18 protein-coding genes are annotated in these 26,018 nt (G+C 74.5%); 10 read left to right on the top strand and 8 right to left on the bottom strand.

Annotated features, from left to right (window positions below; translation table 11 throughout):
• The first annotated feature begins 12 nt into the window (after nt 1-12).
• The 3 genes from BLR33_RS09030 to hutH all read left to right on the top strand — a co-directional run bounded on the left by BLR33_RS09030 (nt 13) and on the right by hutH (nt 4,361).
• Nucleotides 13-855 carry an enoyl-CoA hydratase/isomerase family protein gene (locus BLR33_RS09030; RefSeq protein WP_093783747.1) on the top strand — a complete coding sequence of 281 codons (843 nt, stop codon included), beginning with the start codon at nt 13-15 and terminating at the stop codon, nt 853-855.
• Nucleotides 856-1,287: 432 nt separating this feature from the next.
• The gene (locus tag BLR33_RS09025; RefSeq protein WP_093783746.1) at nt 1,288-2,454 is read left to right on the top strand and encodes a GGDEF domain-containing protein; all 1,167 of its coding nucleotides are present in this window, start codon (nt 1,288-1,290) and stop codon (nt 2,452-2,454) included.
• A gap of 338 nt (nt 2,455-2,792) precedes the next feature.
• Complete coding sequence (gene hutH / locus BLR33_RS09020; protein ID WP_093783745.1) at nt 2,793-4,361, top strand: histidine ammonia-lyase; 1,569 nt, start codon at nt 2,793-2,795, stop codon at nt 4,359-4,361.
• Between the two features lie 308 nt (nt 4,362-4,669).
• On the opposite strand, the gene BLR33_RS09015 is transcribed toward hutH, so the two are convergent.
• Nucleotides 4,670-5,002: a hypothetical protein gene (locus tag BLR33_RS09015; protein ID WP_093783744.1), complete on the bottom strand. Its 333-nt coding sequence runs from the start codon at nt 5,000-5,002 to the stop codon at nt 4,670-4,672.
• Between the two features lie 361 nt (nt 5,003-5,363).
• Between BLR33_RS09015 and BLR33_RS09010 the strand changes: the two genes are divergently transcribed.
• Nucleotides 5,364-6,650, top strand: a complete 1,287-nt coding sequence (locus BLR33_RS09010; RefSeq protein WP_245771298.1) for a L,D-transpeptidase — start codon at nt 5,364-5,366, stop codon at nt 6,648-6,650.
• A gap of 193 nt (nt 6,651-6,843) precedes the next feature.
• Here the strand turns inward: BLR33_RS09010 and BLR33_RS09005 are convergent, their stop codons facing one another.
• On the bottom strand, nt 6,844-8,007 hold the full coding sequence (locus BLR33_RS09005; RefSeq protein WP_245771273.1) for an ROK family transcriptional regulator: 1,164 nt from the start codon (nt 8,005-8,007) through the stop codon (nt 6,844-6,846).
• Between the two features lie 294 nt (nt 8,008-8,301).
• A complete protein-coding gene (gene xylB / locus BLR33_RS09000) occupies nt 8,302-9,714 on the bottom strand; it encodes a xylulokinase (RefSeq protein WP_093783742.1) in 1,413 nt (470 codons plus the stop codon).
• 92 nt (nt 9,715-9,806) lie between these two features.
• Here xylB and xylA point away from each other — a divergent pair, with 92 nt between their 5' ends.
• From xylA to BLR33_RS08985, 3 genes are all read left to right on the top strand, one after another.
• On the top strand, nt 9,807-10,988 hold the full coding sequence (gene xylA, locus BLR33_RS08995) for a xylose isomerase (protein WP_093783741.1): 1,182 nt from the start codon (nt 9,807-9,809) through the stop codon (nt 10,986-10,988).
• Between the two features lie 303 nt (nt 10,989-11,291).
• On the top strand, nt 11,292-12,740 hold the full coding sequence (locus tag BLR33_RS08990) for an ABC transporter permease (protein ID WP_093783740.1): 1,449 nt from the start codon (nt 11,292-11,294) through the stop codon (nt 12,738-12,740).
• A gap of 54 nt (nt 12,741-12,794) precedes the next feature.
• Nucleotides 12,795-13,478: an ABC transporter ATP-binding protein gene (locus BLR33_RS08985; protein WP_093783739.1), complete on the top strand. Its 684-nt coding sequence runs from the start codon at nt 12,795-12,797 to the stop codon at nt 13,476-13,478.
• Nucleotides 13,479-13,917: 439 nt separating this feature from the next.
• On the opposite strand, the gene BLR33_RS08980 is transcribed toward BLR33_RS08985, so the two are convergent.
• Together BLR33_RS08980 and BLR33_RS08975 are read right to left on the bottom strand one after the other, a co-directional pair.
• Nucleotides 13,918-14,934 carry a hypothetical protein gene (locus BLR33_RS08980; protein ID WP_093783738.1) on the bottom strand — a complete coding sequence of 339 codons (1,017 nt, stop codon included), beginning with the start codon at nt 14,932-14,934 and terminating at the stop codon, nt 13,918-13,920.
• On the bottom strand, nt 14,931-17,027 hold the full coding sequence (locus tag BLR33_RS08975; RefSeq protein WP_093783737.1) for a M48 family metalloprotease: 2,097 nt from the start codon (nt 17,025-17,027) through the stop codon (nt 14,931-14,933). Before BLR33_RS08975 ends, BLR33_RS08980 begins: the two co-directional genes overlap by 4 nt.
• A gap of 407 nt (nt 17,028-17,434) precedes the next feature.
• Here BLR33_RS08975 and BLR33_RS08970 point away from each other — a divergent pair, with 407 nt between their 5' ends.
• Together BLR33_RS08970 and BLR33_RS08965 are read left to right on the top strand one after the other, a co-directional pair.
• The gene (locus tag BLR33_RS08970) at nt 17,435-18,619 is read left to right on the top strand and encodes a cystathionine gamma-synthase (RefSeq protein WP_093783736.1); all 1,185 of its coding nucleotides are present in this window, start codon (nt 17,435-17,437) and stop codon (nt 18,617-18,619) included.
• Nucleotides 18,620-18,884: 265 nt separating this feature from the next.
• Nucleotides 18,885-22,799, top strand: a complete 3,915-nt coding sequence (locus BLR33_RS08965; protein WP_265737022.1) for a Kelch repeat-containing protein — start codon at nt 18,885-18,887, stop codon at nt 22,797-22,799.
• A gap of 107 nt (nt 22,800-22,906) precedes the next feature.
• On the opposite strand, the gene BLR33_RS08960 is transcribed toward BLR33_RS08965, so the two are convergent.
• The 3 genes from BLR33_RS08960 to BLR33_RS08950 form a co-directional block, all read right to left on the bottom strand.
• Complete coding sequence (locus BLR33_RS08960; RefSeq protein ID WP_093783735.1) at nt 22,907-23,161, bottom strand: hypothetical protein; 255 nt, start codon at nt 23,159-23,161, stop codon at nt 22,907-22,909.
• Nucleotides 23,158-23,631, bottom strand: coding sequence for a sigma factor-like helix-turn-helix DNA-binding protein (locus BLR33_RS08955; protein WP_093783734.1), 474 nt, complete (start codon nt 23,629-23,631; stop codon nt 23,158-23,160). Before BLR33_RS08955 ends, BLR33_RS08960 begins: the two co-directional genes overlap by 4 nt.
• A gap of 394 nt (nt 23,632-24,025) precedes the next feature.
• The gene (locus tag BLR33_RS08950) at nt 24,026-24,532 is read right to left on the bottom strand and encodes a MarR family winged helix-turn-helix transcriptional regulator (RefSeq protein WP_093783733.1); all 507 of its coding nucleotides are present in this window, start codon (nt 24,530-24,532) and stop codon (nt 24,026-24,028) included.
• A gap of 196 nt (nt 24,533-24,728) precedes the next feature.
• Between BLR33_RS08950 and ilvA the strand changes: the two genes are divergently transcribed.
• Entirely contained in the window at nt 24,729-25,949 is a 1,221-nt protein-coding gene (ilvA, locus tag BLR33_RS08945) for a threonine ammonia-lyase (protein ID WP_093783732.1), read from the top strand.
• Nucleotides 25,950-26,018 lie beyond the last annotated feature (69 nt).

Here is a 26,018-nt window from a genome sequence, read left to right as displayed (position 1 = left end):
GTGGACCGTAGGATGGGCAGCCTGTTTGCGGTCGTTAACCGGGGAGGCGGACTCGTGGGTGAGCAGGGCGAGCGGCGGTTCGGGGAGTACGTGGTGGTCAGGCGGCACGGCGAGCGGGTGGCCGAGCTGGTGCTGGACCGGCCCGAGGCGATGAACGCCGTGTCGCGGGCGATGGCCGCCGCGATCGAGGAGGCGTGCGCGGCGCTCGCCGCGGACCTCTCGGTGAGCGTCACCGTCCTCACCTCCTCCGCCCCACGGGCGTTCTGCGCGGGCGCGGACCTCAAGGAGCGCAACTCCCTCACCGACGCGGAACTGCTGCGGCAGCGGCCCCAGTCGCGGGCCGCGTACACCGGGGTGCTGGAGCTGCCGATGCCGGCGATCGCGGCGGTGGGCGGGTTCGCCCTCGGCGGCGGGTACGAGATCGCGCTCGCCTGCGACGTGATCGTGGCCGACGAGACCGCTGTCGTGGGGCTGCCCGAGGTCTCCGTGGGCGTTATTCCGGGCGGCGGCGGCACGCAGCTGCTCCCGCGCCGTGTCGGTGCCGCGCGGGCCGCCGAACTCGTCTTCACGGCCCGCCGTGTCCCGGCTGCCGAGGCGCTCTCGCTGGGCATGGTCGACCAGCTCGTACCGGCGGGCTCGGTCCGTACGGAGGCGCTCGCGCTGGCGGAGCGGATCGCGGCGAACTCGCCCGTCGGGCTCCGTGCCGCCAAGCGGGCGCTGCGCCTCGGGCACGGCCTCGACCTGCGGGCCGGCCTGGAGGTCGAGGATGCCGCGTGGCACAAGGTCGCCTTCTCGCCCGACCGGGCGGAGGGGGTGGCGGCCTTCAACGAGAAGCGCTCGCCGCGCTGGCCGTAACGGGGGCGCCTGCTGCCGCAGGCCGTCGTCTTCCCGCGGCACGCGGACGAGGTGGCGGCAACTCGCCGTAGGAGTTCCGCCTCGTCGCCGACACCCGCGCCGTCCTGGCTGGTCGTGCAGCTCGCCGCGCCCCTTCGTGGTCGCGTCTGTCTCGACCTCGCTGTTTCCGGGCGTGGGGCGGTGGCCGGTTGCTCGCGCAGTTCCTCCCGCCTGGGGGTACCTCCCAGGCGAAGCTCTGGGGGAGGAACTGCGCGACCAGCCCAAGGCGGGGTGCAGGCGGGAGCTGCGGGGGAGCCCCTGCGGCGGGGGGCCGTGGCGGTGGGGCGCGCGGGGCACCCTGGTGACCCACGCGGGAGCAGCTTGGGGAGCCGTTCGGCGCAGTGCGGGGCTCGTCGGCGGTCGTGGTGGGGGAAAGGTCCCTAGCCTGGGGGAATGGCGGAAGGGACGGCCGACCTGCGGCTGCGGGCGGTGGTGGAGCTGGCGCAGGCGCTCGCGATGGCGCAGACGCCGCTGGGCGCGGTGCGGGCCGGGGCGCGGCGGGCGCGCGGCGCGATGGGCGGCTCGTTCGCGGCGATCTCGGCGTGGGAGCGGGAGACCGGGCGGCTGCGGGTGCTCGTCAACGACGGCGACCTCGCCCCCGGCGAGGAGGCCGAACCCGCCGACGAGTCGTACTCCGTGCACGACTTCCCCGAGATCGCCGAGTTCCTGCACGGCACGTGGGCGGCCGGCGGTGAGCCCCACGCCTGGGTGGAGAACGCCGACGCCACCGGTTCCTCGCCGGGCGGCGGCAGTTGGGGCCGGGCGGCGGCACTGCGGCGCCGCGGCCGCGGCAGTTGCGTGGTCGCGCCGCTGATCCTGCACGGCCGCGCCTGGGGGGAGCTGTACGTCGCCCGCCGCCTCGGCGAACCCGGCTTCGTACGCGCCGACGCCGATTTCGCCTCCGTGCTCGCCACGCTCATCGCCTCCGGCATCGCCCAGACCGAACGCCTCGCCGAGGTCCAACGGCTCGCCTTCACCGACCAGTTGACCGGGCTCGGCAACCGCAGGGCGGTGGACGTGCGGCTGGACGAGGCGCTCGAGCGGTACCGGCGCGAGGGCGCGGTGGTCAGCCTCGTGGTGTGCGACCTGAACGGGCTGAAGAAGGTCAACGACGCGTACGGGCACGCCGTCGGGGACCGCCTGCTGGAACGGTTCGGCTCCCTGCTGTCGCTGTGCGGGGCCACGCTGCCGGGGAGCCTGGCGGCTCGGCTCGGGGGTGACGAGTTCTGCATCGTCGCGGTCGGACTGCCGGCCGACGAAGTGGTGCGGGCCGCGGAGGAACTGTGCCGGCGGGCCGCCGAACTCGAGATCGGGGAGGGGGTGGCGTGTGGGGTCGCCTCCACCGGCGATCCCATCGGTGAGGTGCGCTCCGCGCGGCGGCTCTTCCGTCTTGCGGACGCGGCCCAGTACCGGGCCAAAGCGCTGCGCTCGCCGTTGCCGGTCGTCGCCGGGCGCGAGGGGCCCGGCGACCCCGTCCTCCGCCTCGCCGAGTCCTCCGGCCCCACCCGTGAGGGTGAGCGGCGCGCTCTGCGTGGCCGGGGTTCCGGCTCTCCGCCGTAAGGGTCCCCACCGCTGCCGTGTGCAGGGCTCCCTGGGCTGGTCACCCGGTTCCCCGCGCCCCTGGGTGATACGGGGCTCGCTGTGCGCGCGAAGGGCAAGGTTTCAGGGGCGCGGGGAACTGCGCGACCAGCCCAAAGCCGGCCTGCGGCTGGGGACGCGGAGAAGCTCTTACGGCGGGGAGCCGTTCTTGGGGGCGCTGGGGGTACCTCCCAGGCGAAGCGCTGGGGGAGAACTGCGCGACCAGCCCAGGGCGAGGTGCGGGCGGCAGCGGCGGGGAACCCCCGCGGCGGGAAGCCGCCCCGTGACAGACGAAGTTTCACTGCTTAGGGTGCGTGAATATGGATATGCAGAATGTGCAGCTCGGCACCCACGGCACCCGTCCGGAGGACGTCCTCGCCGTCGCCCGCGGCAACGCGCACATCACCGTCGACCCCTCGGCCCTCGCCGCCGTCGAACGGTCCCGCCAGGTGATCGACGCCCTCGCGGCGAAGCCGGAACCCGTCTACGGGGTCTCCACCGGCTTCGGGGCCCTGGCCGTACGCCACATCAGCCCCGAGCTGCGGGCCCAGCTGCAGCGCAGCCTCGTCCGCTCGCACGCCGCCGGCATGGGCCCCGCCGTGGAGCGCGAGGTCGTGCGCGCCCTGATGTTCCTGCGGCTGAAGACGCTCGCCTCGGGCCACACCGGCGTGCGCCCGGTCGTCGTGGAGACACTGGCCGCGCTGCTGAACGCGGGCATCACCCCCGTCGTCCACGAGTACGGCTCGCTCGGCTGCTCCGGCGACCTCGCCCCGCTCGCGCACTGCGCCCAGGTGCTGATGGGCGAGGGCGAGGCCGCGGGCCCGGACGGCACCGTACGGCCGGCCGCGGAACTGCTCGCCGAGCACGGCATCGCTCCCGTCGAGCTGCGGGAGAAGGAGGGCCTGGCCCTCATCAACGGCACCGACGGAATGCTCGGCATGCTCGTGATGGCCTGCGCGGACCTCGCGGGCCTGTTCACCGCCGCTGACATCACCGCCGCCCTCACGCTGGAGGCGCTGCTCGGCACCGACAAGGTGCTCGCCGAGGAGCTGCAGGCGATCCGCCCGCACCCCGGCCAGGCCGCCAGCGCCGAGAACATGCGCAAGGTGCTCGCCGGCTCCGGCCTCACCGGCCACCACCAGGACGACGCCCCCCGCGTCCAGGACGCCTACTCCGTACGGTGTGCCCCGCAGGTCGCCGGCGCCGGGCGGGACACCCTCGCGCACGCCGTGCTGATCGCCGGGCGCGAGCTGGCCGCCGCCGTCGACAACCCCGTCGTCCTGCCCGGGGACGAGCCGGGGCAGGGCCGGGTGGAGTCCAACGGCAACTTCCACGGGGCGCCCGTCGGCTACGTGCTGGACTTCCTGGCCATCGCCGCCGCCGACCTCGCGTCCATTGCCGAGCGGCGCACCGACCGGCTGCTGGACAAGAACCGCTCGCATGGGCTGCCGCCCTTCCTGGCCGACGACCCCGGGGTCGACTCCGGGCTGATGATCGCCCAGTACACGCAGGCGGCGCTGGTCAGCGAGATGAAGCGGCTCGCCGTCCCGGCGTCCGTCGACTCGATCCCCTCCTCGGCGATGCAGGAGGACCACGTGTCGATGGGCTGGTCGGCGGCGCGCAAGCTGCGTACGGCGATCGACGCGCTCGGCAAGGTTGTCGCGATCGAGTTGTTCGCTGCCGCGCGGGCGCTGGAGATCCGTACGACGGGTACGCAGCTCGAGCCCGGGCCCGCGGCGACCGCCGTTCTCCGCGCCCTGCGCGAGGCCGACGTCCCCGGCCCCGGCCGCGACCGCTTCCTCGCGCCCGACCTGACGGCGGCAGAAGCCTTCGTCCGTACGGGCGCGCTCGTCCGTATCACGGAGGAAGTCACCGGCCCCTTGCACTAGGTTCCGCTGGAGCGTGCGGGGTTCCCCTCGCCGTGGGAGCGTCCGCCGTCCCCGGCCGCCAGGCCGGTCAGTGGCCGGTCGCCCGTCTGCCCCATCTCCGCCGTTTCCGGCCGCGGGCCGGTGGCCGGTTGCTCGCGCAGTTCCTCCCCCAGGGCTTCGCCTGGGAGGTACCCCCAGCGCCCCTATAAGCGTCGCCCTTCGCGTGAACGGCGAGGTTTTTCAGGGGCGCGGGGAACTGCGCGACCAGCCCAATCGGTGCGCCACTCGGCACCGTAAAGGAACCCCCGCGGCGGGGAGCCGTAACCCCGTCAGGCGGGGTCCTCTCCGTCCTCGGCGGCTTCGGCGGCCGCCTCCGCCTCGGCCGCCTGGCGGGAGCGGCGGGTCGCGTTCACGAGAAGCCCCGCTCCGGTGAGGAGAAAGGCCGACCCGCCGATCATGTACGGCTTCGTGTTCATCGCACCCGTGTCGGCAAGACCCCCGTCACCTGCGGATTCGGCGGAGGCCGTGGCGGCCGTGGGGGCGGCGGGAGCCGCGGGCGCGGTCGTGGACGGGGCGGGGGTCGCGGTCGCGGAGGGGACGAAGAGGAGTCCGGCCAGGACGGCGGCCGCCGCCGCGGCGACGTAAGGGCGGGGTGAGGCCATCGATTCCCCCGAAGTTGGCGGCGAGTTGACCGTAAAGCCGATCGTAGTGACATCACGCCGCCACTGGGAAGCCGAGCCGCAAACGGCGGAGGGTGGCGAAAGGTTCACGGAACGGGATGTGGCGGGCATCACGGGGAGTACGTGTCAAAGCCCACAATTCCGGCACCCGAGGCGTACCTCGCGGCTCGGCCTGTTTCCATGGAAGCGGAAGAAAGCCCCGTACCGACACTGCTCGGCTCCCGGGCGCCCCCTGCCATTGGAGAGATGCGTGACGCCGCCCGACACCGGAAACGCCCCCACGCCCGCCGACGCCCGCCGCCCGCGCAAGGTCTTCCGCCGCCGCACTCTCGCGGCGCTCGCGGTGCTGGCCGGCGGCACTGTCGCACTGACCGCGTGCGGGGGCCACGGCGGGGGCAGCGCGGACGGCGCGCAGAAGGCCGCGGTCGGCTCGCCGAGCCCGCGCACCACGCCGAGCAGCGCGGCGGCCACCCAGGCCACCCAGAACCGCGAGGACGCGAACGCGGCCAAGCAGGCGTCCGAGGCGAAGTCCGCGGCCAGGATCACCATCACCCCGAAGTCCGGCGCCACGCAGGCGGCCGTCTCCGGCGCCGTGAAGGTGACGGTGGCCGGCGGCAAGCTCACCTCGGTGACGATGAAGGCCACCTCCTCCGGCCGCACCGTGGCCGGCCGGATATCCGCCGACGGCACCAGCTGGCAACCGGACGCCGCACTCGGCCACGGCCTGCAGTTCCGCGTCACCGCCGTTGCGAAGGACAGCCAGGGCCGCGCCGCCACCGCGACCTCGACCTTCGCCACCAAGGCGGTCAGTGGCACCTTCGTCGGCTACTTCACCCCCGAGGACGGCTCCACGGTCGGCGTGGGCATGCCGGTCTCGATCAACTTCAGCAAGGCGATCTCCTACGGCGACCGCGCCGCGGTCCAGCGCGGCATCACCGTGAACTCCAGCAGCGGCCAGCAGGTCGTGGGCCACTGGTTCAGCTCCACCCGGCTCGACCTGCGCCCGCAGGCGTACTGGCAGGCCGGCTCGCACGTCACGCTGAACCTGGACCTCAAGGGCGTCGAGGGCGCCCCGGACACCTACGGCACCCAGCACAAGACGGTGAGCTTCGACGTCGGCCGCTCGCAGGTCTCCACCGTGGACACCGCCACGCACATGATGACCGTCGTGCGCGACGGCCAGGTGATCCGCACCATCCCGATCTCCGCGGGCGGCACCGGCCACACCACGTACAACGGCCAGATGGTGATCGAGGAGAAGGACCAGACGACCCGGATGAACGGGGCGACGGTCGGCTTCACCGACTCCGACGGCAAGGGCGAGTACGACATACCGGACGTGCCGCACGCCATGCGGCTGAGCGACTCGGGCACGTTCATCCACGGCAACTACTGGGCGGACCCGTCGGTCTTCGGCACGGCGAACACGAGCCACGGGTGCGTGGGGCTCGCCGACGTCAAGGGCGGCAAGGACCCCAACACCGATGCGGCCTGGTTCTACGACAATTCCCTGCTCGGGGACGTGGTCGTGGTGAAGAACTCGCCCGACAGGACGATCCAGCCCGCCAACGGCCTCAACGGCTGGAACATGAGCTGGACCCAATGGGTGGCCGGCTCCGCCCTCCGCTAGCCCCAGGAATTACGGCTCCCTGGGGTGGCCGCGCAGTTCCCCTAAGGTGCTCGCCCTTCGCGCGAAGGGCAAGGTTTTCAGGGGCGCTGGGGGTACCCCCAGGCAAAGCCCTGGGGGAGGAACTGCGCGAGCAACCCACCACCGGCCTGCGGTCGGGGACGGCGGCGAACCCCACGGCGGGAGTCGGTCCCCTTTACCGGCGGAGCCAATTGGCCGGGGCTTCGAGGACCGGGCGGACCGCGCTGTAGGCGGCACCGCGCAGGACGCCGTCGCGGCCGAGGCGCGAGGTGACGAGGTCCTCCGGGCGCCATTGGCGGTCGGTGACGCGGGAGGCGAGTTCGGCCCGGACGCCGGGCAGCAGCCAGGGCGCAAGGTCGGCGAGGGGGCCGCCGACGACCACCGCCTGGGGGTCGAGCAGGTTGACCGCCCCGCTCAGCGCGATGCCCAGCGCCTTGCCCGCCTCCTCCAGCGCCCCGATCGCGGCCGGGTCGCCGCTCTCCGCGGCCGCGCGCAGCGCCCGCGGGGTCCCGACGCCGGCCGAGCGCAGCAGCGCCTCCTCACCGGCGAACGTCTCCAGGCAGCCGTGCGCCCCGCACGAGCACAAGGGCCCCTCCGGGCGTACCGGGACGTGGCCCAGCTCGCCCGCGAAGCCGCGCGCCCCGCGGAAGAGGCGGCCCTCCACTATCAGTGCGGCGCCGATGCCGATCTCCGCGGAGACGTGCACGAAGTCGGCGAGGCGGTCGTGCCCGCCGAGCCACAGCTCGGCGAGGGCGCCGAGGTTCGCCTCGTTCTCCACCAGGGTGGCGCCCGGGCCCATCGACTCGGCCACGGCGACCTCCTCCCAGCCGAGGTTGGGCGCGCGCAGCACCGTACCCCGGTCCGGGCTGACCAGGCCGGGCACGGCCACAGTTGTGCCCACCGGGCGCAGCTCCATCGCGGCCGCCTCCTTGCCGACCTGCGCGGTCAGTTCCGCGAGTTCGGCGAGGACGGCTGCCGCCGGGCGGCCGCGGTTCGCCGCCGGCGCCTCCGTACGGCAGCGGACGTCGCCGCGCAGGTCCACCACGCAGGCGGCCAGGTGGTCGATGCCGATCTCCGCGCCGATCCCCGCCGGGCCGGTGGCGGCCAGGGCGAGGGCGGTGCCGGGGCGGCCGACCGTGCCGGGGCGCTGCGCGCCGCGCTCCTCCAGGAGGCCCGCGGCCAGCAGTTCGTCCACGAGCGTCGAGACCGTTGCCCTGGTCAGGCCGACTTCCGCGGCGATCGAGGCGCGACTGAGGTTGTCGCCCGCGGCCAAGGCGCGCAGCACCAGCGACAGGTTGCGGTGCCGCAGTTCCGACTGGGCGCCGGCGCGTTTCGGCACGGGCTCTCCTTCCTCGCGGAGCTTCAAGTATGTACGGGTGCGGAATCCCGCCGTCGGGGTTCGCCGCCGTTGCCGCCTGCCGCGCCATCCGGGCTGGTCGCGCGGTACCTCCCCCCAGGGCTTCGCCTGGGAGGTACCCCCAGCGCCCCTTGGGTGGTACGGCTTGGCCTTTGCGCGCAAGGCGAGCCTCGTACCACCAAGGCGCGGGGGACCCGGAGGGGGTGCCCCCGCGGCCATGAGGGCGCGGGGGCCGGCGACGGTGGGAACCCCGTTGGCGGGGATCCGCACCCTCCGTCAGCCCGCCAGGGGCAGGGCGGCGGCGAGGCGTTCGAGGGTTGCCTCGTCGCGGGGGAGGGGGTCGTGGAGGGGGCCCTGCGCGGTGTTCCAGCTCGCGGCTATCGCCGCCGGGGCCTCGCCGGTGAGGAGGGCGGCCGCCTGGACCGCCGCGCCGAGGGCGACGAGTTCGGAGGCCGCCGGGACCTGGACGGGGCGCCCCGAGAGGCGCCGTACGGTCTCGCGCCAGGCCACCCCCTTCGCCCCGCCCCCGATGAGCAGGATCGGCTGCGCGCTGTCCTCCCCGTCGACCGCGAGGACGAGGTCGAGCGCCGCGAGCAGCGCGTAGACGGCCCCGTCGTAGGCGCCCTGGAGGATCTGGCCCGCGGTGGTGTCGTGGCGCAGGCCGGTGAGCAGGCCGGAGGCGTAGGGGAGGTTCGGGGTGCGCTCGCCGTCGAGGAAGGGCAGGAAGGCCACCGAGCCGCCGGGCTCGACCTCCTCGCGGCCGCGGCCGAGCAGCGCGGCCACCTTGTCCACGGCGAGCGTGCAGTTGAGGGTGCAGGCCAGCGGCAGCCAGCCGCCGTCGGCCGCGGCGAAGCCGGCCACGGTGCCGGTGGCGTCGGTGGGCCGCTGCCGGGAGACCGCGTAGACGGTGCCGGAGGTGCCCAGGCTCAGCACGGGCTGCCCGGGGGTGAGGCCGAGGCCGAGCGCGGCGGCCGCGTTGTCGCCGGTGCCGGCGCCGACCAGCGCGCCGGGCCGTACGCCCGCGCCCTCGCGGACCTGTCCGGCCGCCTCGCCGGGGCCGAGCACGGCGGGCAGCAGCTTCGGGTCGAGCCCGACCTCGGCGAGCATGTCCTCGTCGTACGCCCCGGTGCGCGAGGCCCACCAGCCGGTGCCGGAGGCGTCCCCGCGGTCGGTGACGGCCGCGCCGCTGAGCCGCTCGGTGAGGAAGTCGTGCGGCAGGCGCACCGCGCGGGCGGCCGCGGCCGTCTCGGGTTCGTGCGCCCGCAGCCACTCCCACTTGGAGACGGTGAAGCTCGCGCTGGGCACCGAGCCGAAGCGGTCCGCCCACTCCTGGGCGCCGTGCCGCTCGACCAGCGCCTCGACCTGGGGCGCGGAGCGCACGTCGTTCCACAGCATGGCCGGGCGCAGCGGGCGCCCCTGGCCGTCCAGGACGACCAGCCCGTGCTGCTGGCCGCCGACGGAGATCGCCGCGGCCTCCTGCGCGTACCGGCCGATCTGCCCGAGCGCGTCCTGCAGCGCGGTCCACCACACCTCGGGGTCGGTCTCGCGCGCCGCCCCGGTGCTCACCGTGTGCGGGGCCTGGCCGCGGGCCAGCACCTCGCCGGTGCCGGCGTCCACCGCCAGCACCTTGGTGGACTGCGTGGAGCTGTCCACGCCGAGGACGACCTGCCCCTGCCTGTCTCCGGCCATGTGATCCCGGTCCTTTCGTGGAGTGCCCACTTCCCATCATCGGGCTCGCATACTAATTTGTTCAACAGTCTGACGAATAGGAGCCGACCGCGATGTCTTCCGAGACGAACCTCACCCCTACCCCCGAGCACAAGTTCACCTTCGGCCTGTGGACGGTCGGCTGGCAGGGCCGTGACCCCTTCGGCGACGCCACCCGCGCGCCGCTGGACCCCGTCGAGTCCGTCAACCGCCTCGCCGAGCTGGGCGCGTACGGCGTGACCTTCCACGACGACGACCTGATCCCCTTCGGCTCCTCGGACGCCGAGCGGGACGCGATCGTCAAGCGCTTCCGGCAGGCGCTGGACGCCACCGGCATGAAGGTGCCGATGGCCACCACCAACCTGTTCACCCACCCGGTGTTCAAGGACGGCGGCTTCACCGCCAACGACCGCGAGGTCCGCCGCTACGCGCTGCGCAAGGTCATCCGCAACATCGACCTCGCGGTGGAGCTGGGCGCCACCACGTACGTCGCCTGGGGCGGCCGGGAGGGCGCCGAGTCCGGTGCCGCCAAGGACGTGCGCGTCGCGCTGGACCGGATGAAGGAAGCCTTCGACATCCTCGGCCAGTATGTCACCGAGCAGGGCTACGACCTGCGGTTCGCCGTGGAGCCCAAGCCCAACGAGCCGCGCGGCGACATCCTGCTGCCCACCGTCGGCCACGCGCTGGCGTTCATCAACTCCCTGGAGCGGCCCGAGCTCGTCGGCGTCAACCCCGAGGTGGGCCACGAGCAGATGGCCGGCCTGAACTTCCCGCACGGCATCGCCCAGGCGCTGTGGCACGGCAAGCTCTTCCACATCGACCTCAACGGCCAGAGCGGCATCAAGTACGACCAGGACCTGCGCTTCGGCGCCGGTGACCTGCGCTCCGCCTTCTGGCTGGTCGACCTGCTGGAGCGGGGCGGCTACGAGGGCCCGCGGCACTTCGACTTCAAGCCGCCGCGGACCGAGGACTACGACGGCGTGTGGGCGTCGGCGGCCGGCTGCATGCGCAACTACCTGATCCTCAAGGAGCGCGCCGCCGCCTTCCGCGCCGACCCGGCCGTCCAGGAGGCGCTGCGCGCCTCGCGCCTGGACGACCTGGCCCGCCCGACCCTGGCCGCCGGCGAGACGCTGGCCGACCTGCTCGCCGACCGCAGCGCCTACGAGGACTTCGACGCCGACGGCCTGGCCGCCCGCGGCATGGCCTTCGAGGCGCTCGACCAGCTCGCGATGGACCACCTCACCGGCGTGCGCTGACCCCTCGGCGGCCCGCGGCGCGACGCGCTCCGCCGCGGGCCGGACCGCGGCCCGGCCGCGGACACAACCCAACGGAGAAGAGTCCCGGCCGGACCTGGGAACGGCCTGTGGACAGGCCCATAGCGGACTGTCCAAGGAAGAAATCATCCCCGGTTCAGCCGGGCCTCATCTCCGCGCGGTAGAACTCAGCACACGCTCACCTCGACCTCAGTGCGCCCTCAGCGCCGGTTCCTAGCGTGGCACGGCAGCGGGGCTCCCTTTCCGGAGCCGACCGCCACCCACCTGCCAACGACGAGGAATCGGATGTTCTTCACCTATCTGCGGCGCGAGTTGCGCCGCCGCCGCAAGGCGGCACTCGTGGTCGCCCTCGGCCTCGCGCTCGGCATCGGCCTCGTGATCACCGTCGACTCGGTCTCCTCCGGGATGGACCAGGCCCAGGGCAAGGTGCTCAAGTCCCTGTACGGGCTGGGCACCGACATGACGGTCACCAAGGCGGCCTCGGCGGCGAGCGCCACCACCCGTCCCCAGTTCAACTTCAACGCGAACAGTTCGGGAAGCTCGCAGAGCAGCGACCGGGTCCTGGTCCAGGGCTTCCAGACGCTGGCGTCCTCCACTGCGACCGAGGTCGGGGCCCAGCCGCACGTGGCCAAGGCCGTCGGCGGGCTCAACCTGCAGGTGCTGAAGATCAACGGCACCTTCACGCAAGGGCAGTTCCAGCCGGGCCAGGGGTCGGGCCAGGGTTCGAGCCAGGGCGGTCCTGGCGGCGGCCAGTCCCCGCAGGGCCAAGTCCGTGGCGGCGGCGCCCAGTTCGACGCCAACAGCTACTCCGTCTACGGCGTGGACGTCTCCGACCTCACCCTCGGCCCGCTCAGCTCCTCCAAGATCACCTCCGGTGCGGGGCTGACGGCGGCGGACGCCAAGGCCGCCGACGCCGTCGTCGACGCCTCCTACGCCAAGCAGAACAAGATCGCGGTCGGCTCCCAACTGACCATCAAGGGAACCAAGTTCAAGGTCGTCGGCATCTCCACCGCGGACAGCGGCGACGCGGCCGCCGACGTCTACCTGCCGCTGTCCCGGGCCCAGACGCTCGCGGACGCCAAGGACAAGATCACCACCGTCTACGTCAAGGCGTCCGACTCCCAGCAGATCTCCGCGGTGAAGTCCGCGATCCAGAAGGACGTGCCCGGCACCACCGTCACCACCTCCGCCGACCTCGCCTCCACCGTCTCCGGCTCGCTGTCCACCGCCTCCTCGCTCGCCTCCAACGTCGGGCGCTGGCTGTCGATCGCGGTCCTGATCGCCGCCTTCCTCGTCGCCGGACTGCTCACCTCCTCCGCGGTCAGCCGCCGGGTGCGCGAGTTCGGCACGCTCAAGGCGCTCGGCTGGAAGAGCGGCCGGGTCACCCGGCAGGTGATGGGCGAGGCCCTGGTCAACGGGCTGATCGGCGGCGCCCTCGGTATTGCGCTCGGCCTGGCCGGCGCCTACGCCGTCACCGCGATCAGCCCCACCCTCACCGCCCAGCTCGGCGGCGGGGGTTCGGCCCCTGGCGGCGGTGGACCCGGCGGGTTCGGCGGCGGCGCCCGGCAGGCAGCCGCCAGGACCGTCGACATCGCGCTGACCGCGCCGGTGAGCGTCGCCACCATCGTGCTCGCCGTCCTGCTCGCCCTCGGCGGCGGCCTGATCGCCGGCACCTTCGGTGGCTGGCGCGCCTCGCGCCTCCGCCCGGCCGACGCGCTGCGCCGGGTCGAGTAAGGGCCTGTCGCTCCGCACTCCCCAACGACCGCGACCTCCGCAGGAGTTCACCCCATGTACCAGCTCACCGGCGTCACCAAGCGCTACCGGCGGGGCAAGGACACCGTCGACGCCCTGCGCGGCATCGACCTCGCCATCGCCGACGGCGACCAGCTCGTCATCCAGGGCCCCACCGGCGGCGGCAAGTCCACGCTGCTGCAGATGCTCGGCGGCCTGGACCGCCCCACCAACGGCTCGGTGCTGCTCGACGGCACCGACCTGGCCCGCCTCGGCGAGACCCGGCTGACCCGCGTGCGGGCCCAGCAGATCGGGTTCATCTTCCAGAGCTTCAACCTGATCCCCACCCTCACCGCTCAGGAGAACGTGGAGACGGCGCTGGTGCCGCTCGGTGTCCACCCCGGGCAGCGGCGCCAACAGGCCGCCGAGGCACTGGAGTCGGTGGGCCTCGGCGAGCGCCTGTCGCACCTGCCCTCGGAGTTGTCCGGCGGCCAGCAGCAGCGCGTCGCCATCGCCCGCGCCCTGGTCAAACAGCCCAAGGTCCTCCTCGCCGACGAGCCCACGGGCAACCTCGACGAGGCCACGCGGGACGACATCATGTCCCTGCTGGAGGGCCTCTGGCGCGACCGCGGCCTCACGTTCGTGATCGTCACCCACGACTCGGCGATCGCCAAACGGGCCCCCCGCCTCGCCACGATCCGCAAGGGCACCCTGACGGTGCGGGAGTCGACCCCGAGCTGAGCGGTCCCCTGTGGGCGGGGGCGGCTCCCCGCCGCGGCGATTCGGCTACGGGGCGGCTAATCGCCGCTGGGGTTCGCCGTCGCCGCCGCGTGCAGCGGCGATTGGGCGATGGGGCGGCTAATCGCCGTTGGGGTTCGCCGCCGTCGCCGCGTGCAGGGCTCCTCCGACTGGTCGCGCAGTTCCCCGCGCCCCTGTACAGCCTGCCCTTGCGCGCAAAGCGAGCCCCGTACCACCCAGGGGCGCGGGGAACTGCGCGACCAGCCCAGGACCGGCCTGCGGCCGGGGACGCGGAGAAGCCCCTACGGCGGGTTGCCGTTGTTAGGGGGCGCTGGGGGCACCCCCAGGCGAAGCTCTGGGGGAGGAACTGCGCGACAAGCCACATCGGCGCGGCAGTCGGCAACGGCGGGGAACCCCAACGGCGAGAAGAACCCCCGCCTGCCTAAGCGGAGCGAAACGCGTTGTCGCGCAGCAAGCAGTAGTACGCCCCCGTACGTGCCGCGTAGCGCCAAGGCGTGGCCCCGATCCACCCGTCCACGTGGCGGAACTGCTCCACCGCCTCCGCGTAGCGCTGCTGCCGGTAGAGGTAGTACGCGAGGAGGTGGCGCAGCATGCGGACGCCGACCGTCTCGTGGGTGGCCGCGGCGGCGTCGGCGAGGCCCGCGTCGATGAGGGCGGTCAGCTCGGGGGAGCGGTCGTCGGGCGACGCCTTGAGGAACGGGCGGTGCTCGAACCAGCTGGTCAGCGGCAACCGGCTGAGCCCGGCGCCGGCCGGGGCGTACGCGGCTGCCTGCCGGGCGAAGGAGTCCGCCAGCTCCTTCGACCCCCGCCACTTGCCGCACCAGTACTGCAGGGCGCTGTCGTGGGCCGACTGGTGGTGCGGGTCCCGGATCACCACCTCGGTGAACAGCGCGCGCATCCGCTCGTGCGAGTAGCCCAGCCCGTACGCGGCGGGCAGCTCCACGGCGTACGGCGTCGGGTCGTTCGGCGCCGCCAGCTCCGCCGCACGGCGGCACGCGGCCTCGGCCTGCGGCAGCACCCGGCGGAACCCCCCGAACTGCTCCGGCGTCGTACCGGCCGCGCTCTGACCGCCGCGCAGCTTCCAGGCGAGGCGGATCAGGCCGTCCGCCTCGACGAGGGCCGCCCCGGGGTCGTCGGGGCGGGCCTGCTGCCACTGCCGGAGCCAGCCGTCGTCCTCGGCGGCGACCCGCCCGAGCGCGTACACCAGCGAGGCCCGCCGCTCCCAGTCCTCGCCGATCGCGGTGAAGAGATCGGCCGCCCGCGACCAGTCGCCCGCGCGTGCGGCGTCGGCGGCGGCCGTCTTCGCGGGGTCGGGCGGGAGCACGCCCTCCGTCATCTGGCGCTCGGGCGGCAGCATGCCGGGAGCAGGCGGGGCCGGCGGCAGGGCGCCCTTGTTACGGAGAGCGCGAGGACTGCGGAACAGGTCGAAGAAGGTCACGAGCGGGGTCCGTTCAGATGGTCGTCGTCGGCTTCACCGCGGCCCGGCCACCCGCCGACCCGGGGATCAGCGATCCCGCCCTCGCGGACGGGTACGGTGCCGGGCTCGGCCGGCTGCGCGCCGGAAGGGTGCCGCGGGCTCGGCGTGGTGGAAGGAAAGTCCGGGGCGGCGGCTCGGCTCGGCTGTGCGGCGGGGCGGGCAGGTGCGGCCGGTGCCGTGCCGGAGCCCGGTGCCGGGAGCCCGATCTCGGGGCCGGGCGCGGGGCTTGCTTCGTACGGGGGCTGAACTCCCGTGGGCTGCGGACCCGTTGCGGCAGCGAGCAGCGCGCGCAAAGGGGCCGTGTCCGGGAGGTCGGCGACAGCGGCCTCGACTGCCGGGCGCAGCGCCGTGTCGAAGCGGGCCGGGCGAACGCGGCGGACCGGGCCGGCGGACCAGGAGAGTTCGAAGCGGGCCGTCGAAGCGTCGACCAGGCCGATGAGGGCGTCCACCAGGGTGCCGCGGGCGAACTCGCGCGCCGCGCGCCCGGTCGCCGCGCCCGCCTCCTTCGACTTCGGCAGCCGCTCGGCAATCGCCCACAGCCGCCCGGCCTCGATCTCAGCGAGTACGGCGTCCAGCGAGACAGCACCTCCCGCAGCACCAGCACGGCCGGCCGGAGCCGCCCACCCACCAGGCCCGCCCGCAACACCCTTGCCCGGCAGCGGAGTTACCGGCCCTGTCACAGTCGAGCTCGGCCCCTTGCCCCACGCTGCTGCGGCGACCCCACTGCCCGGCGGCCGCGCCCACCCCGCGTGCGCCGGCCGCGCCGAGGCCCCGGCTGACATCGCCGCCCGCAGCGGCTCCGCCCGCTTCAGGCTTGCCGCGCGGCCCGCGTGTTCGGCCAGCTGGGCCCAGGGGACGCGGTGCATGGCGGCCGCGCGGTCGACCAGGGTGGCCGATTCGAGGGCGGTCAGGACGGCGGCGGGGGAGCGCAGGAGGCTCAGGGCGAGGGGGGCAGCGGGGTCGTCGGGGCGGCCGTCCGGCGGAAGGGACTCAATCAGGCGGACCCGGTCGGCGATCGGCGGGTGGGAGTCGTACGGCAAGAGCGGTTCGGCGGGCAGATCGGCGCGCAACGCGGCCACCTCGGCGGCTCGTTCGGGATCGGCGAGCAGCCGGCGGAAGCCGCCGTAGAACTCCCCGGCCGGTGGCAGCAGCGCGCTGTCCCAGCCCGCGGTGGCGTACCGCTCGACGTAGAAGTCGAACGCCCCGCTCAGCGCCGGGATCTCGCGCAGCGCCGCCGCGGTGGTGTCGCGCCCGCCCAGCCGCGCGGCGACCTGGTCCGCGGCCAGCTCCTGACGGCGGGCGACGGACTGCGAGACCCGCAGGTACATACGGGCGTAGCGCACGTACAGGTTGCCGACCGCCACGTGCAGCCGGTTGCCGCCGCGCGCGCTCGCACCGAAGGCGTCCACCGTGCGCAGGACACCCTCGCGGCCGCGCATCGTGACGCCGGACAGCCGCGTGTCCTGGTGGCCGTAGTGTCCGAACTCGTGGGCCAGCACCGAGCGCAGCCGCGGCAGCGTGAGTCCGGTGAGCAGCGGGACGCCCAGGTACATGCGGCGCTTGCCGCGGATCAGGCCGAGCAGGTGGGCGCGCTCACCGACGGCCGCGTTGACGTCCCCGGTGAGGGTGAGCGTGTCCGGCGGGCGGGTGCCGGCGGCACGGGCGGCGGCGCGCACCTCCGCCCACAGCTCGGGCTGCTCCCCGGGCGTGACCGGCACCCCGGCCGGGCCGTCCGCGCGCGGCCGCCGGAAGGCGAACATCCCGCGCACGATCGGCACGGTCACCGCCAGCGACACCGCCACCAGCTTGACCACGGCGAGCACCGCGTGGCCCTTGAGCCCGGCGACGACGAGGAAGGTGTCGAGCCCCAGCACCGCGGCCAGCAGCACCACACCCATCAGATAGAACCCGGCGAGCAGCAGCAGCGCCCGGAAGGCGCGGAACGTGGCAGCGGCGGCCCCAGGCGCGGATGCGGACGCGGGGACGGGCGCAGCGACGGGCGCGGCCACCGACGGGGTGCCGGGTACGGCCGCGGGGGCGGCGACCGGAGCCACGCCCGGCCCGGGGCCGTACGCGGGTGCGCCGGGACCGTACGGCCCGGCTTCGGGCGCCGTTTCCCCTACGGTGCCGGGCCCGGCTTCCGGCGGCGCTTTCCCTGCGGCGGCGGTACCGGCCTCGGGCCGCGGCCCGGATCCGGGCATGGACGAAGAGTCGGATGTGGCACGTGCCATGAGTGCTGGTCCCCCCCGGGACGTCGAAGAACCCCACCGCGGCCCCGCCCCCACGGGAACCGCCGTTCGATCGCCAGCGGATCATACGGCCACCGGATGAACGCCGCCTCCGGATTCCCGCACTCCGCCCCACCGTCCGCCCGCAGGGCCGCCCACCAACCCCCGCCCGGCCGCCCGCGGGGCACCGCGGGTGCGACATCGCGCCGCCGTGGCCGGTTAGGCTCGGCGGCATGAGCGACAGCGATCAGCCCACCCGGCAGAACGACGAGCACCCCTACCGGCACTTCGAGACCCTGGCGATCCACGCCGGTCAGCCGGCCGACGCCGCCACCGGTGCCGTGGTGACGCCGATCTACCAGGTGTCCACGTACAAGCAGGACGGGGTCGGCGGGCTGCGCGGCGGCTACGAGTACAGCCGCTCGGCCAACCCGACCCGCAGCGCCCTGGAGGAGAACCTCGCCGCGCTGGAAGGCGGCCGGCGCGGTCTCGCCTTCGCCTCCGGGCTCGCCGCCGAGGACTGCCTGCTGCGTACGGTGCTCTCGCCCGGCGACCACGTCGTCATCCCCGACGACGCCTACGGCGGCACCTTCCGGCTGTTCGCGAAGGTCGTCGAGCGGTGGGGCGTGCAGTGGTCGGTGGCCGACACCTCCGACGTGCAGGCGGTGCGTGACGCGGTGCGGCCCGAGACGCAGCTGATCTGGGTGGAGACCCCCTCCAACCCGCTGCTCGGCATCACCGACATCGCGGCCCTGGCCGGGGTGGCCCGGCACGCGGGGGTGCGCCTGGTGGTGGACAACACCTTCGCCAGCCCCTACCTGCAGCAGCCGCTCGCCCTCGGCGCGGACGTCGTCGTGCACTCCATGACCAAGTACATGGGCGGGCACTCCGACGTGGTCGGCGGCGCCCTGGTCACCTCCGACGCCGCGCTCGGCGAGGAGCTGGCCTACCACCAGAACGCGATGGGCGCGGTGGCCGGCCCCTTCGACGCCTGGCTGGTGATGCGCGGGCTGAAGACGCTCGCGGTGCGCATGGACCGGCACAGCGACAACGCCGGGCGGATCGCCGAGATGCTCGCCGCGCACCCGAAGGTCACCCGTGTCTACTACCCGGGGCTGCCCGAGCACCCCGGCCACGAGGTCGCCGCCAAGCAGATGAAGGGCTTCGGCGGCATGGTGTCCTTCCGCGTGGAGGGCGGCGAGCAGGCGGCGGTCGAGGTGTGCAACCGGGCGCGGCTGTTCACGCTCGGCGAGTCCCTCGGCGGCGTCGAGTCGCTGATCGAGCACCCCGGGCGGATGACGCACGCCTCCGTGGCGGGCTCCGCGCTGGAGGTCCCCTCCGACCTTGTCCGCATCTCGGTGGGCATCGAGGCGCTGGACGACCTCGTCGCCGACCTCCGCCAGGCGCTGGCCGGCTGAGCCGCCCGGCCCCTTCGGCACCACCGGCCGGCCCGCGGGACGAACCGCGGGCCGGCCGTTGCGCGCCTCCCGCGGGCCCCGTGCGCCCCAAGGTCCACTATTGACATGCATACCTCAGGTGCCACCTAATGGTCCCCTGGTGGGCACCGGTCCCGCCGGCGCCCCACGTGCGGGTGGGCAGCCTCTTCGCGCGTCGAACGGGAGTCCTCCGTTGCGGGTGTTACGTGCACGCATACCGGCCGGCGGCCGGCGTGGTTCCGCCGTCGTGGCCGCTCTCGGCGCGGCGGCGATTGCCGTCCTGGGGCTGTCGGCGCCGACCGCCTCGGCCCGGCCGGCCACCGCCGCGTCCTCCGACGTTTCCGCCGCTTCGTCCACCACCGCCGATGCCCCCAAGGGCGCCTTCGAGCGCACCTGCGACGCCGCCGGGCCCGGTGAGTTCTCCTGCTTCGCGCTGCGGCGCACCGATGTCGGCTCCGCCAAGGGGCTGCGCCCGGCGCTCGCCGCGCCGACCGGCTTCGGCCCGGCCGACCTGCAGAGCGCCTACGGCCTGCCGGCCGACGGCGGCGCGGGCCGCACCGTCGCCATCGTCGACGCCTACGACGACCCGACCGCCGAGGCCGACCTCGCCGTCTACCGGCAGCAGTACGGCCTGCCGGCCTGCACCACCGGCAACGGCTGCTTCCGCAAGGCCGACCAGCGCGGCGGCACCGGCTACCCGGCGCCCGACAGCGGCTGGGCCGGCGAGATCTCCCTCGACCTGGACATGGTCTCGGCCATCGCCCCCGACGCCCGCATCCTGCTGGTGGAGGCCGACGACTCCAGCGACACCGCACTCGGCGCCGCCGTGGACGAGGCGGTCGCGCTCGGCGCCCAGTACGTCTCCAACTCCTACGGCACCGACTACCGGTTCGGCAGCGGCGAGGACCCCTCGCAGACCACCGCGCTCGACCCGTACTACGACCACCCGGGCGTGGCGATCGTGGCCTCCTCCGGCGACTACGGCTACGGCGTCTCCTACCCGGCGGCTTCCCCGTACGTGACCTCGGTCGGCGGCACCTCGCTGGTGCGCGACCCCTCGGCCGCCCGCGGCTGGAGCGAGTCGGCGTGGAACGAGGCCGGCTCGGGCTGCTCGCTGTACGAGCCCAAGCCCGCCTTCCAGACCGACACCGGCTGCGCCGACCGTACGGTCGCGGACGTCTCCGCGGTGGCCGACCCGGCGACGGGCGTGGCCGTGTACCAGACCTTCGGCGCGGGCGGCTGGTCCCTGTACGGCGGCACCAGCGTCTCCTCGCCGATCATCGCCGGGGTGTACGCGGACGCCGCCGCCCCCGCCGCCGGCACGTACCCCAACTCCTACCCGTACGCCGCCGGTACGGGCCTGAACGACGTCAGCGGCGGCAGCAACGGCGACTGCTCGCCCTCCTACCTGTGCCACGGCGCCGCCGGCTACGACGGCCCCACCGGCCTGGGAACCCCCGCCGGCCTGCAGGCCTTCCGCACCGGCCCGCACGGGCAGCTGACCGGCACGGTCACCGACCGGGCGAGCGGCAAGGCGCTGGCGGGCGCGGTCGTCAGCGACGGCACCGATGTGGCGCGCACCGACGCCCAGGGCCGCTACACCCTGACCCTGCCGGCCGGCCGCCAGGACCTGAAGGTGACCGCCTTCGGCTACGCCGACGGCACCGCCTCGGGCGTCACCGTCACCCAAGGCGCCACCGCCACGAAGGACTTCGCGCTGCGGCAACTGCCCAGCGAGACCGTCTCGGGCACGGTGGCGGACGGCTCGGGCCACGACTGGCCGCTGTACGCGAAGATCACGGTGGACGGCAACCCCAACGCGGCCTTCACCGACCCCGTCACCGGCGCCTACCGGCTGACGCTCCCTCAGAACAGTGACTACACCCTGCACTTCGCGGCCGACGCGCCCGGCTACGACGCCGTCACGAAGGACATCCACGTCGCCCGCGCCTCCGTGCGAGCCGACGTGCCGATGACCGCGAACCCCTGGACCGCCACCGCCCCCGGCTACCGCCTCGGCCTCACCGGGCCCACCACGCCCTTCGACTCCACCACGTCCGCGCCGGACGGCTGGACCGTCGCCAACGCCCCGGACACCGACGGCGGATGGCAGTTCGACGACCCGGGCGGCCGGACCAACGAGACCGGCGGCACCGGCGGGTTCGCCATCGCCGACAGCAATCACTGGGGCTTCGGCAGCCACGTGGACACCTCGCTGATCAGCCCGGTGTTCGACTTCTCCGCCGACACCACGCCCGAAGTCGCCTTCGACACCATGTGGACGATCAACCCCACCTACGAGTCCTTCGGCATCGACGCCTCCGACGACGGTGGCGCCACCTGGAACAGCGTCTGGACGCCGGACCTCAGCGGCAACACCTACATCGCCACCGACGACCACCTCGACATCCCGCTCGCCGCCTACGCCGGCAAGTCCGCCGTCCAATTGCGGTTCCACTACGTCGCCAACGGCGGCTGGTACTGGGGACTCGACAACGTCTTCGTCGGACAGCGCGACTACCTGCCGGTCCCCGGCGGCCTGGTCACCGGCACCGTCAGCGACGCCAACACCGGCCAGGGCGCGGTGGACGCCACCGTCGCCGACCACGCCGACCCCTCCGTGCAGGCGCCCACCGTCCGCACCCCCGACGACCCCGGCCTCCCGGACGGCCACTACTCGCTGTTCGTCCCCGGCGCCGGCAGCCACCGGCTGACCGCGGCCAAGTTCCACTACTCCACCGCGGCCGAGACGGTGAAGGTACGCGGCAACAGCACCGTGGCCGCCTCCTACCGGTTGGCCGCCGGGCGGCTGCGGATCACCCCCGGCACCCTCGACGCCACCGCCGCCCAGGGCCGGCACACCACCCGGCAGGTGCGGATCACCAACACCGGGACCGCGACGGCCACCCTCACCGTCGGCGAGCAGGCCGCGGGCGCCCGGCCCGACGCCCCGGCCGGCGCCCCGGTGCGGCGCGTCACCGGCGACCACCCGACCGGCTTCATCCGGCCGCAGGCTGGACCCCCGACCACCACGTCGACCACCACGTCGACCACCACGTCGACCACCACCGCGGCCGAGCCGGCGGCCGTACCCGCCGCCGACCCCTGGCAGAGCGCCCCCGCGCTGCCCGTGGCCGTGATGGACAACGCCCTCGACAGCCACGACGGCAAGCTCTACTCGTCCTTCGGCGACGTGGGCCTGACCTTCAACGGCGAGGGCACCTTCTCCGACCTCTACGTCCTGGACCCGGCGGCCGGCGCCTGGACCCACCTCGCCTCCGCCCAGGACCCGCGCCAGGCCCCCGGCCACGGCTTCGTCGGCGACCGGCTCTACATCGCCGGCGGCTGGGGCACCGACGGCAACCCCGACCCCAAGCTTGAGGTCTACGACACCGCGAGCAACACCTGGACCACCGGCGCGGACGAGCCCCGCCCGCACGCCGGCGCCGGCAGCGCCGTCCTGGACGGGAAGCTCTACCTCGTCGGCGGCTGCGACATCGCCTGCGGCACCACCGACGTGAGCGCCTACGACCCGGCCACCGACAGCTGGACGCAGGCCGCGCCCTACCCCGAGCCCGTCTCCTGGACCTCCTGCGCGGGCATCGGCGGCAAGCTGTACTGCGCCGGCGGCGTCACCGACGGCGGCGACGTCCAGCACGCCTACGTCTACGACCCGGCGGCCGACGCCTGGTCCGCGCTGCCGGACATCCCGCTGCCGCTGTGGGGCTCGGCCTACGCCGCGGCGAACGGCCAACTGCTGGTCTCCGGCGGTGTCGACGGCGACGCGGTCACCAACCAGGGCTTCGCCTACGACCCCGCGGCCGGCACCTGGTCCGCCCTGCCCAACGCCACCACGCCCACCTACCGCGGCGGCGGCGCCCTCGGCTTCTACAAGGCCGGCGGCTCCACCGGCGGGGTCACGCCCACCACGGCCGTCGAGGCGCTCCCCGGCTTCGGCGTCGACACGGCGACGGACGTGCCCTGGCTCGGTGAGCGCACCCAGCGCCTCACCCTGCGCCCGGGCGCGAGCACGACACTCACGGTCTCCTTCGACGCCAAGGCCACCGCGCCCGGCGACCACACGGCCGCCCTGACCTTCGGCAGCACCACCCCCTACCCCCTGCCCGCCCTGCCGGTCACCTTCCACGTGACCAGGCACTGACCCCGGGGCCCTGCGGCCCTTCCACCGAACCCCCGCTGCCGGGCGCCCTGTCGAGGCCGCCCGGCAGCGGCGTTTCCGGTGCATCCCGCGGCTCGGGGCCGGTCGGGTCAGTTCTGCGGGGGCCACCAGGTGCCGGGCTCGGCCGGGGGAGGGGAGGACGGCCACATCAGGGCGGCCAGGACGATCGCAGTGACCACCGCGGCCAGCAGCAACGTCCACAGGGCTGCGTGCACGGCGCGGCGGCGGCGCAGGATGCGGTGGCCGCGGGCGGTGGCGGCCGCGGCCAGGCCCGCGGGCAGCAGCGGGTGCGGGGTGTCGAGCATGCGGCGGATCTCGTCGTCGCGGCGGTTCGGCGGGCTCATCGCGGCACCGCCCGGGTGGCGCCGAGCGGGGCGGGGCGGTTCGGCCGTGGGGCCGCGCTGCGCAGCGCGGCCGTCGCCCGTGCGGCGATGGCCCGCACCCGGTCCTCGGGCAGGCCCAGTTGGGCCGCGGCCTGCTCCTCGGCGACGCCCTCGAAGAACCGCAGGGTCACCACGGTCCGCTCCTGCGGCGAGAGCCCGTCCAGTACGCCGCCGTGCGGGCGGCGCCACCAGGGCCGGTGGACGAAGCGGCGGAACAGCTCGCGACGGGCCAGCTCGTAGGGGTCCTCGCCCCGCATCCGCAGCCAGCCCGCGTGCACGGCGGCCAACGTCGGCAGCAGCAGCCGCTCGGCGGCTGCCGGGTCCCCTGTGAGCAGAGTGGCGGAGTGCAGCAGGCGCCCGCCCGCACCCGCGACGAACGCCGCGAACTCGGCGTCCCTGCGGGTCTCCGCTGCCTCCCGGCGCCTGCCCACGCCCCCATGGCACGGCACCGGAGCCGCCAGGTCAAGGGTTCTGCACCCCTTGCCCCGCCGCCCGGCCCGCCCGTGCCCGCAGGGGCACCGCCGCCGCGCCGAGCCGGCCGCTCGCGGTCGGGCCGCCCCGCTGTCCCGGCCGCCGCAAGGAGCCCCCGCGCCGTACCGGCTCCGTTGCCGGGTGGTGCCGGCTGTCACCCGCGGTCAGCTGCGGAGTTCCGGCCCGTACCGGCTCTGCCGCCGGGCCGACTCGGCCACCGCTCGACGTTCGGCCGCCGTCCCGGCCACCGCGGGGCTCCGCCCGTACCGGCTCCGCCGTTCGCACCGGCCGGTACGCCGTTCGCCGCCGCCCCTGCCACCGCGAGGCGCCTGCACCCCGGCCGGCGGGCGCCGTTCAGGCGCCGCGGCCCACCGGGCTCGACTCGGTGTCCTCGCGCAGGCCCGCGTGCCAGTCGGCGAGCGCGCTGTTGAAGCGGACCAGCAGGTCGGTGAAGACCTCGCGCTCCTGGGGGGACCAGTCCTCGGTCACCTCGGCCATCAACTGGCGGCGGGAGGTGCGTACCTCCTCCAGCCGGCCGCGGCCGCGCGGGGACAGCGCGAGGACCACCGCCCGCCCGTCCTCGGGGTGCGAGGTCCGCTTCACCAGCCCGGTGTCGACCAGCGGCGCGACCTGCCGGGTCACTGTGGAGGAGTCGATGCCCATGGCCTCGGCCAGCGCCTTGACGCCCATCGGCCCCTCATGGTCGAGGCGGTTGAGCAGCAGGTAGGCGGCGCGGTCCATGGAGTTGCGGGCTCTGCCGACGCCGCCGAGTCTGGTCTGCTCGGCACGTCGGGCGAAGAGGGCGACCTGGTGCTGGAGGCGCTCGAGGAGTTCGGTCGAGGTCTCCGGAGGGTTGGACATGGCCTGGAAGCTCGCGTTCTGTCGTCGGGCCGGTGAGGGTTGGCGCGAAGGTGTCTTGTGGCTGGGACCTGGCGGGAGGTTGGGAGAAGAGTACGCGGACCCGGTGCCGGCGGGGTGCTTCTCGGTGAGTTCCCGCCGCCGCTCCCGCCGGGGCCGGGCCCGGGCGGGAGCCGCGGGGGGCTGCGACACTGTGCCCATGGACAACACGCCACCCCGGAGGATCACCCTCGACGACGTCCGCGGGGCGCACAAGATGCTCTCCGGGGTCGCCCGGATCACCCCCATGGAGACCTCGCGGCACCTGTCGTCGCTGGTCGGGGCGCCGGTGCACCTGAAGTGCGAGAACCTCCAGCGCACCGGCTCGTTCAAGATCCGCGGCGCCTACGTGCGCATCGCCGCGCTGCGGCCGGAGGAGCGCGCGGCCGGGGTCGTCGCGGCCAGCGCGGGCAACCACGCCCAGGGCGTCGCGCTCGCCGCCTCGCTGCTCGGGGTCCGCTCCACCGTCTTCATGCCGGTCGGCGCCCCGCTGCCGAAGATAGCCGCCACCCGCGAGTACGGCGCCGAGGTGCGGCTGGCCGGCGCGGTGGTGGACGAGACGCTGCGGGCCGCGATCGAGTACGCCGAGGAGACCGGCGCGGTCTTCATCCACCCCTTCGACCACGAGGACATCATCGCCGGTCAGGGCACCGTGGGGCTGGAGATCCTGGAGCAGTGCCCCGAGGTGCGGACCATCGTGGTCGGCATCGGCGGGGGCGGGCTCGCCGCGGGCATCGCGGTCGCGGTCAAGGCGCTGCGGCCGGACGTGCGGATCGTCGGCGTGCAGGCGGCGGGCGCGGCCGCCTACCCGCCCTCGCTCGCCGTCGGCCGCCCGCTGGCGCTGGACGCGGTGGCCACCATGGCCGACGGCATCATGGTCGGCCGCCCCGGCGACGTGCCGTTCGCGCTGATCAAGGACCTCGTCGACGACGTGGTCACCGTCTCGGAGGACGCCCTGTCCTCGGCGCTGCTGCTCTGCCTGGAGCGGGCCAAGCTCGTGGTGGAGCCGGCCGGGGCGAGCCCGGTGGCCGCGCTGCTGAGCGCGCCCGGCGACTTCGAGGGGCCGCTGGTGGCGCTGCTGTCCGGCGGGAACGTCGACCCGCTGCTGATGCAGCGCATTCTGCGGCACGGCATGTCCGCGGCCGGCCGCTACCTCTCCCTGCGGCTGCGGCTGACCGACCGCCCGGGCGCGCTGGCGACCCTGCTGGCCGTGCTGTCCGGCATGGACGCCAATGTGCTGGACGTCAGCCATGTGCGCACCGACCCGCTGCTCGGCCTCACCGAGGCCGAGGTCGAACTGCACCTGGAGACCAAGGGCCCCGAGCACCGGGCGTCGGTGGCCGCGGCCCTGGAGGACGCCGGCTACACGGTCATCGGGTGAGCGCGGCTTGAGATGCGCGGAGGCCGCCGCCCCGACGGGCAGCGGCCCCTGCATCCTTCCCCCTCCGGC

This window comes from Actinacidiphila guanduensis (assembly GCF_900103985.1).
GTDB classification, from domain to species: domain Bacteria; phylum Actinomycetota; class Actinomycetes; order Streptomycetales; family Streptomycetaceae; genus Actinacidiphila; species Actinacidiphila guanduensis.
The sequence above is the reverse complement of the archived record's forward strand: the minus strand, read 5'-3'. Positions and strand labels throughout refer to the sequence as shown.

Excerpts from the sequence above, each read along its gene's own strand:
- BLR33_RS08990 (WP_093783740.1), top strand. The coding sequence starts at position 11,292 with ATGTTCTTCACCTATCTGCGGCGCGAGTTGCGCCGCCGCCGCAAGGCG.
- ilvA (WP_093783732.1), top strand. The coding sequence starts at position 24,729 with ATGGACAACACGCCACCCCGGAGGATCACCCTCGACGACGTCCGCGGG.
- BLR33_RS08985 (WP_093783739.1), top strand. The coding sequence starts at position 12,795 with ATGTACCAGCTCACCGGCGTCACCAAGCGCTACCGGCGGGGCAAGGAC.
- BLR33_RS09025 (WP_093783746.1), top strand. The coding sequence starts at position 1,288 with ATGGCGGAAGGGACGGCCGACCTGCGGCTGCGGGCGGTGGTGGAGCTG.
- BLR33_RS08970 (WP_093783736.1), top strand. The coding sequence starts at position 17,435 with ATGAGCGACAGCGATCAGCCCACCCGGCAGAACGACGAGCACCCCTAC.
- BLR33_RS09015 (WP_093783744.1), bottom strand. The coding sequence starts at position 5,002 with ATGGCCTCACCCCGCCCTTACGTCGCCGCGGCGGCGGCCGCCGTCCTG.
- BLR33_RS09030 (WP_093783747.1), top strand. The coding sequence starts at position 13 with ATGGGCAGCCTGTTTGCGGTCGTTAACCGGGGAGGCGGACTCGTGGGT.
- hutH (WP_093783745.1), top strand. The coding sequence starts at position 2,793 with ATGGATATGCAGAATGTGCAGCTCGGCACCCACGGCACCCGTCCGGAG.
- xylA (WP_093783741.1), top strand. The coding sequence starts at position 9,807 with ATGTCTTCCGAGACGAACCTCACCCCTACCCCCGAGCACAAGTTCACC.
- BLR33_RS08960 (WP_093783735.1), bottom strand. The coding sequence starts at position 23,161 with ATGAGCCCGCCGAACCGCCGCGACGACGAGATCCGCCGCATGCTCGAC.
- xylB (WP_093783742.1), bottom strand. The coding sequence starts at position 9,714 with ATGGCCGGAGACAGGCAGGGGCAGGTCGTCCTCGGCGTGGACAGCTCC.
- BLR33_RS08950 (WP_093783733.1), bottom strand. The coding sequence starts at position 24,532 with ATGTCCAACCCTCCGGAGACCTCGACCGAACTCCTCGAGCGCCTCCAG.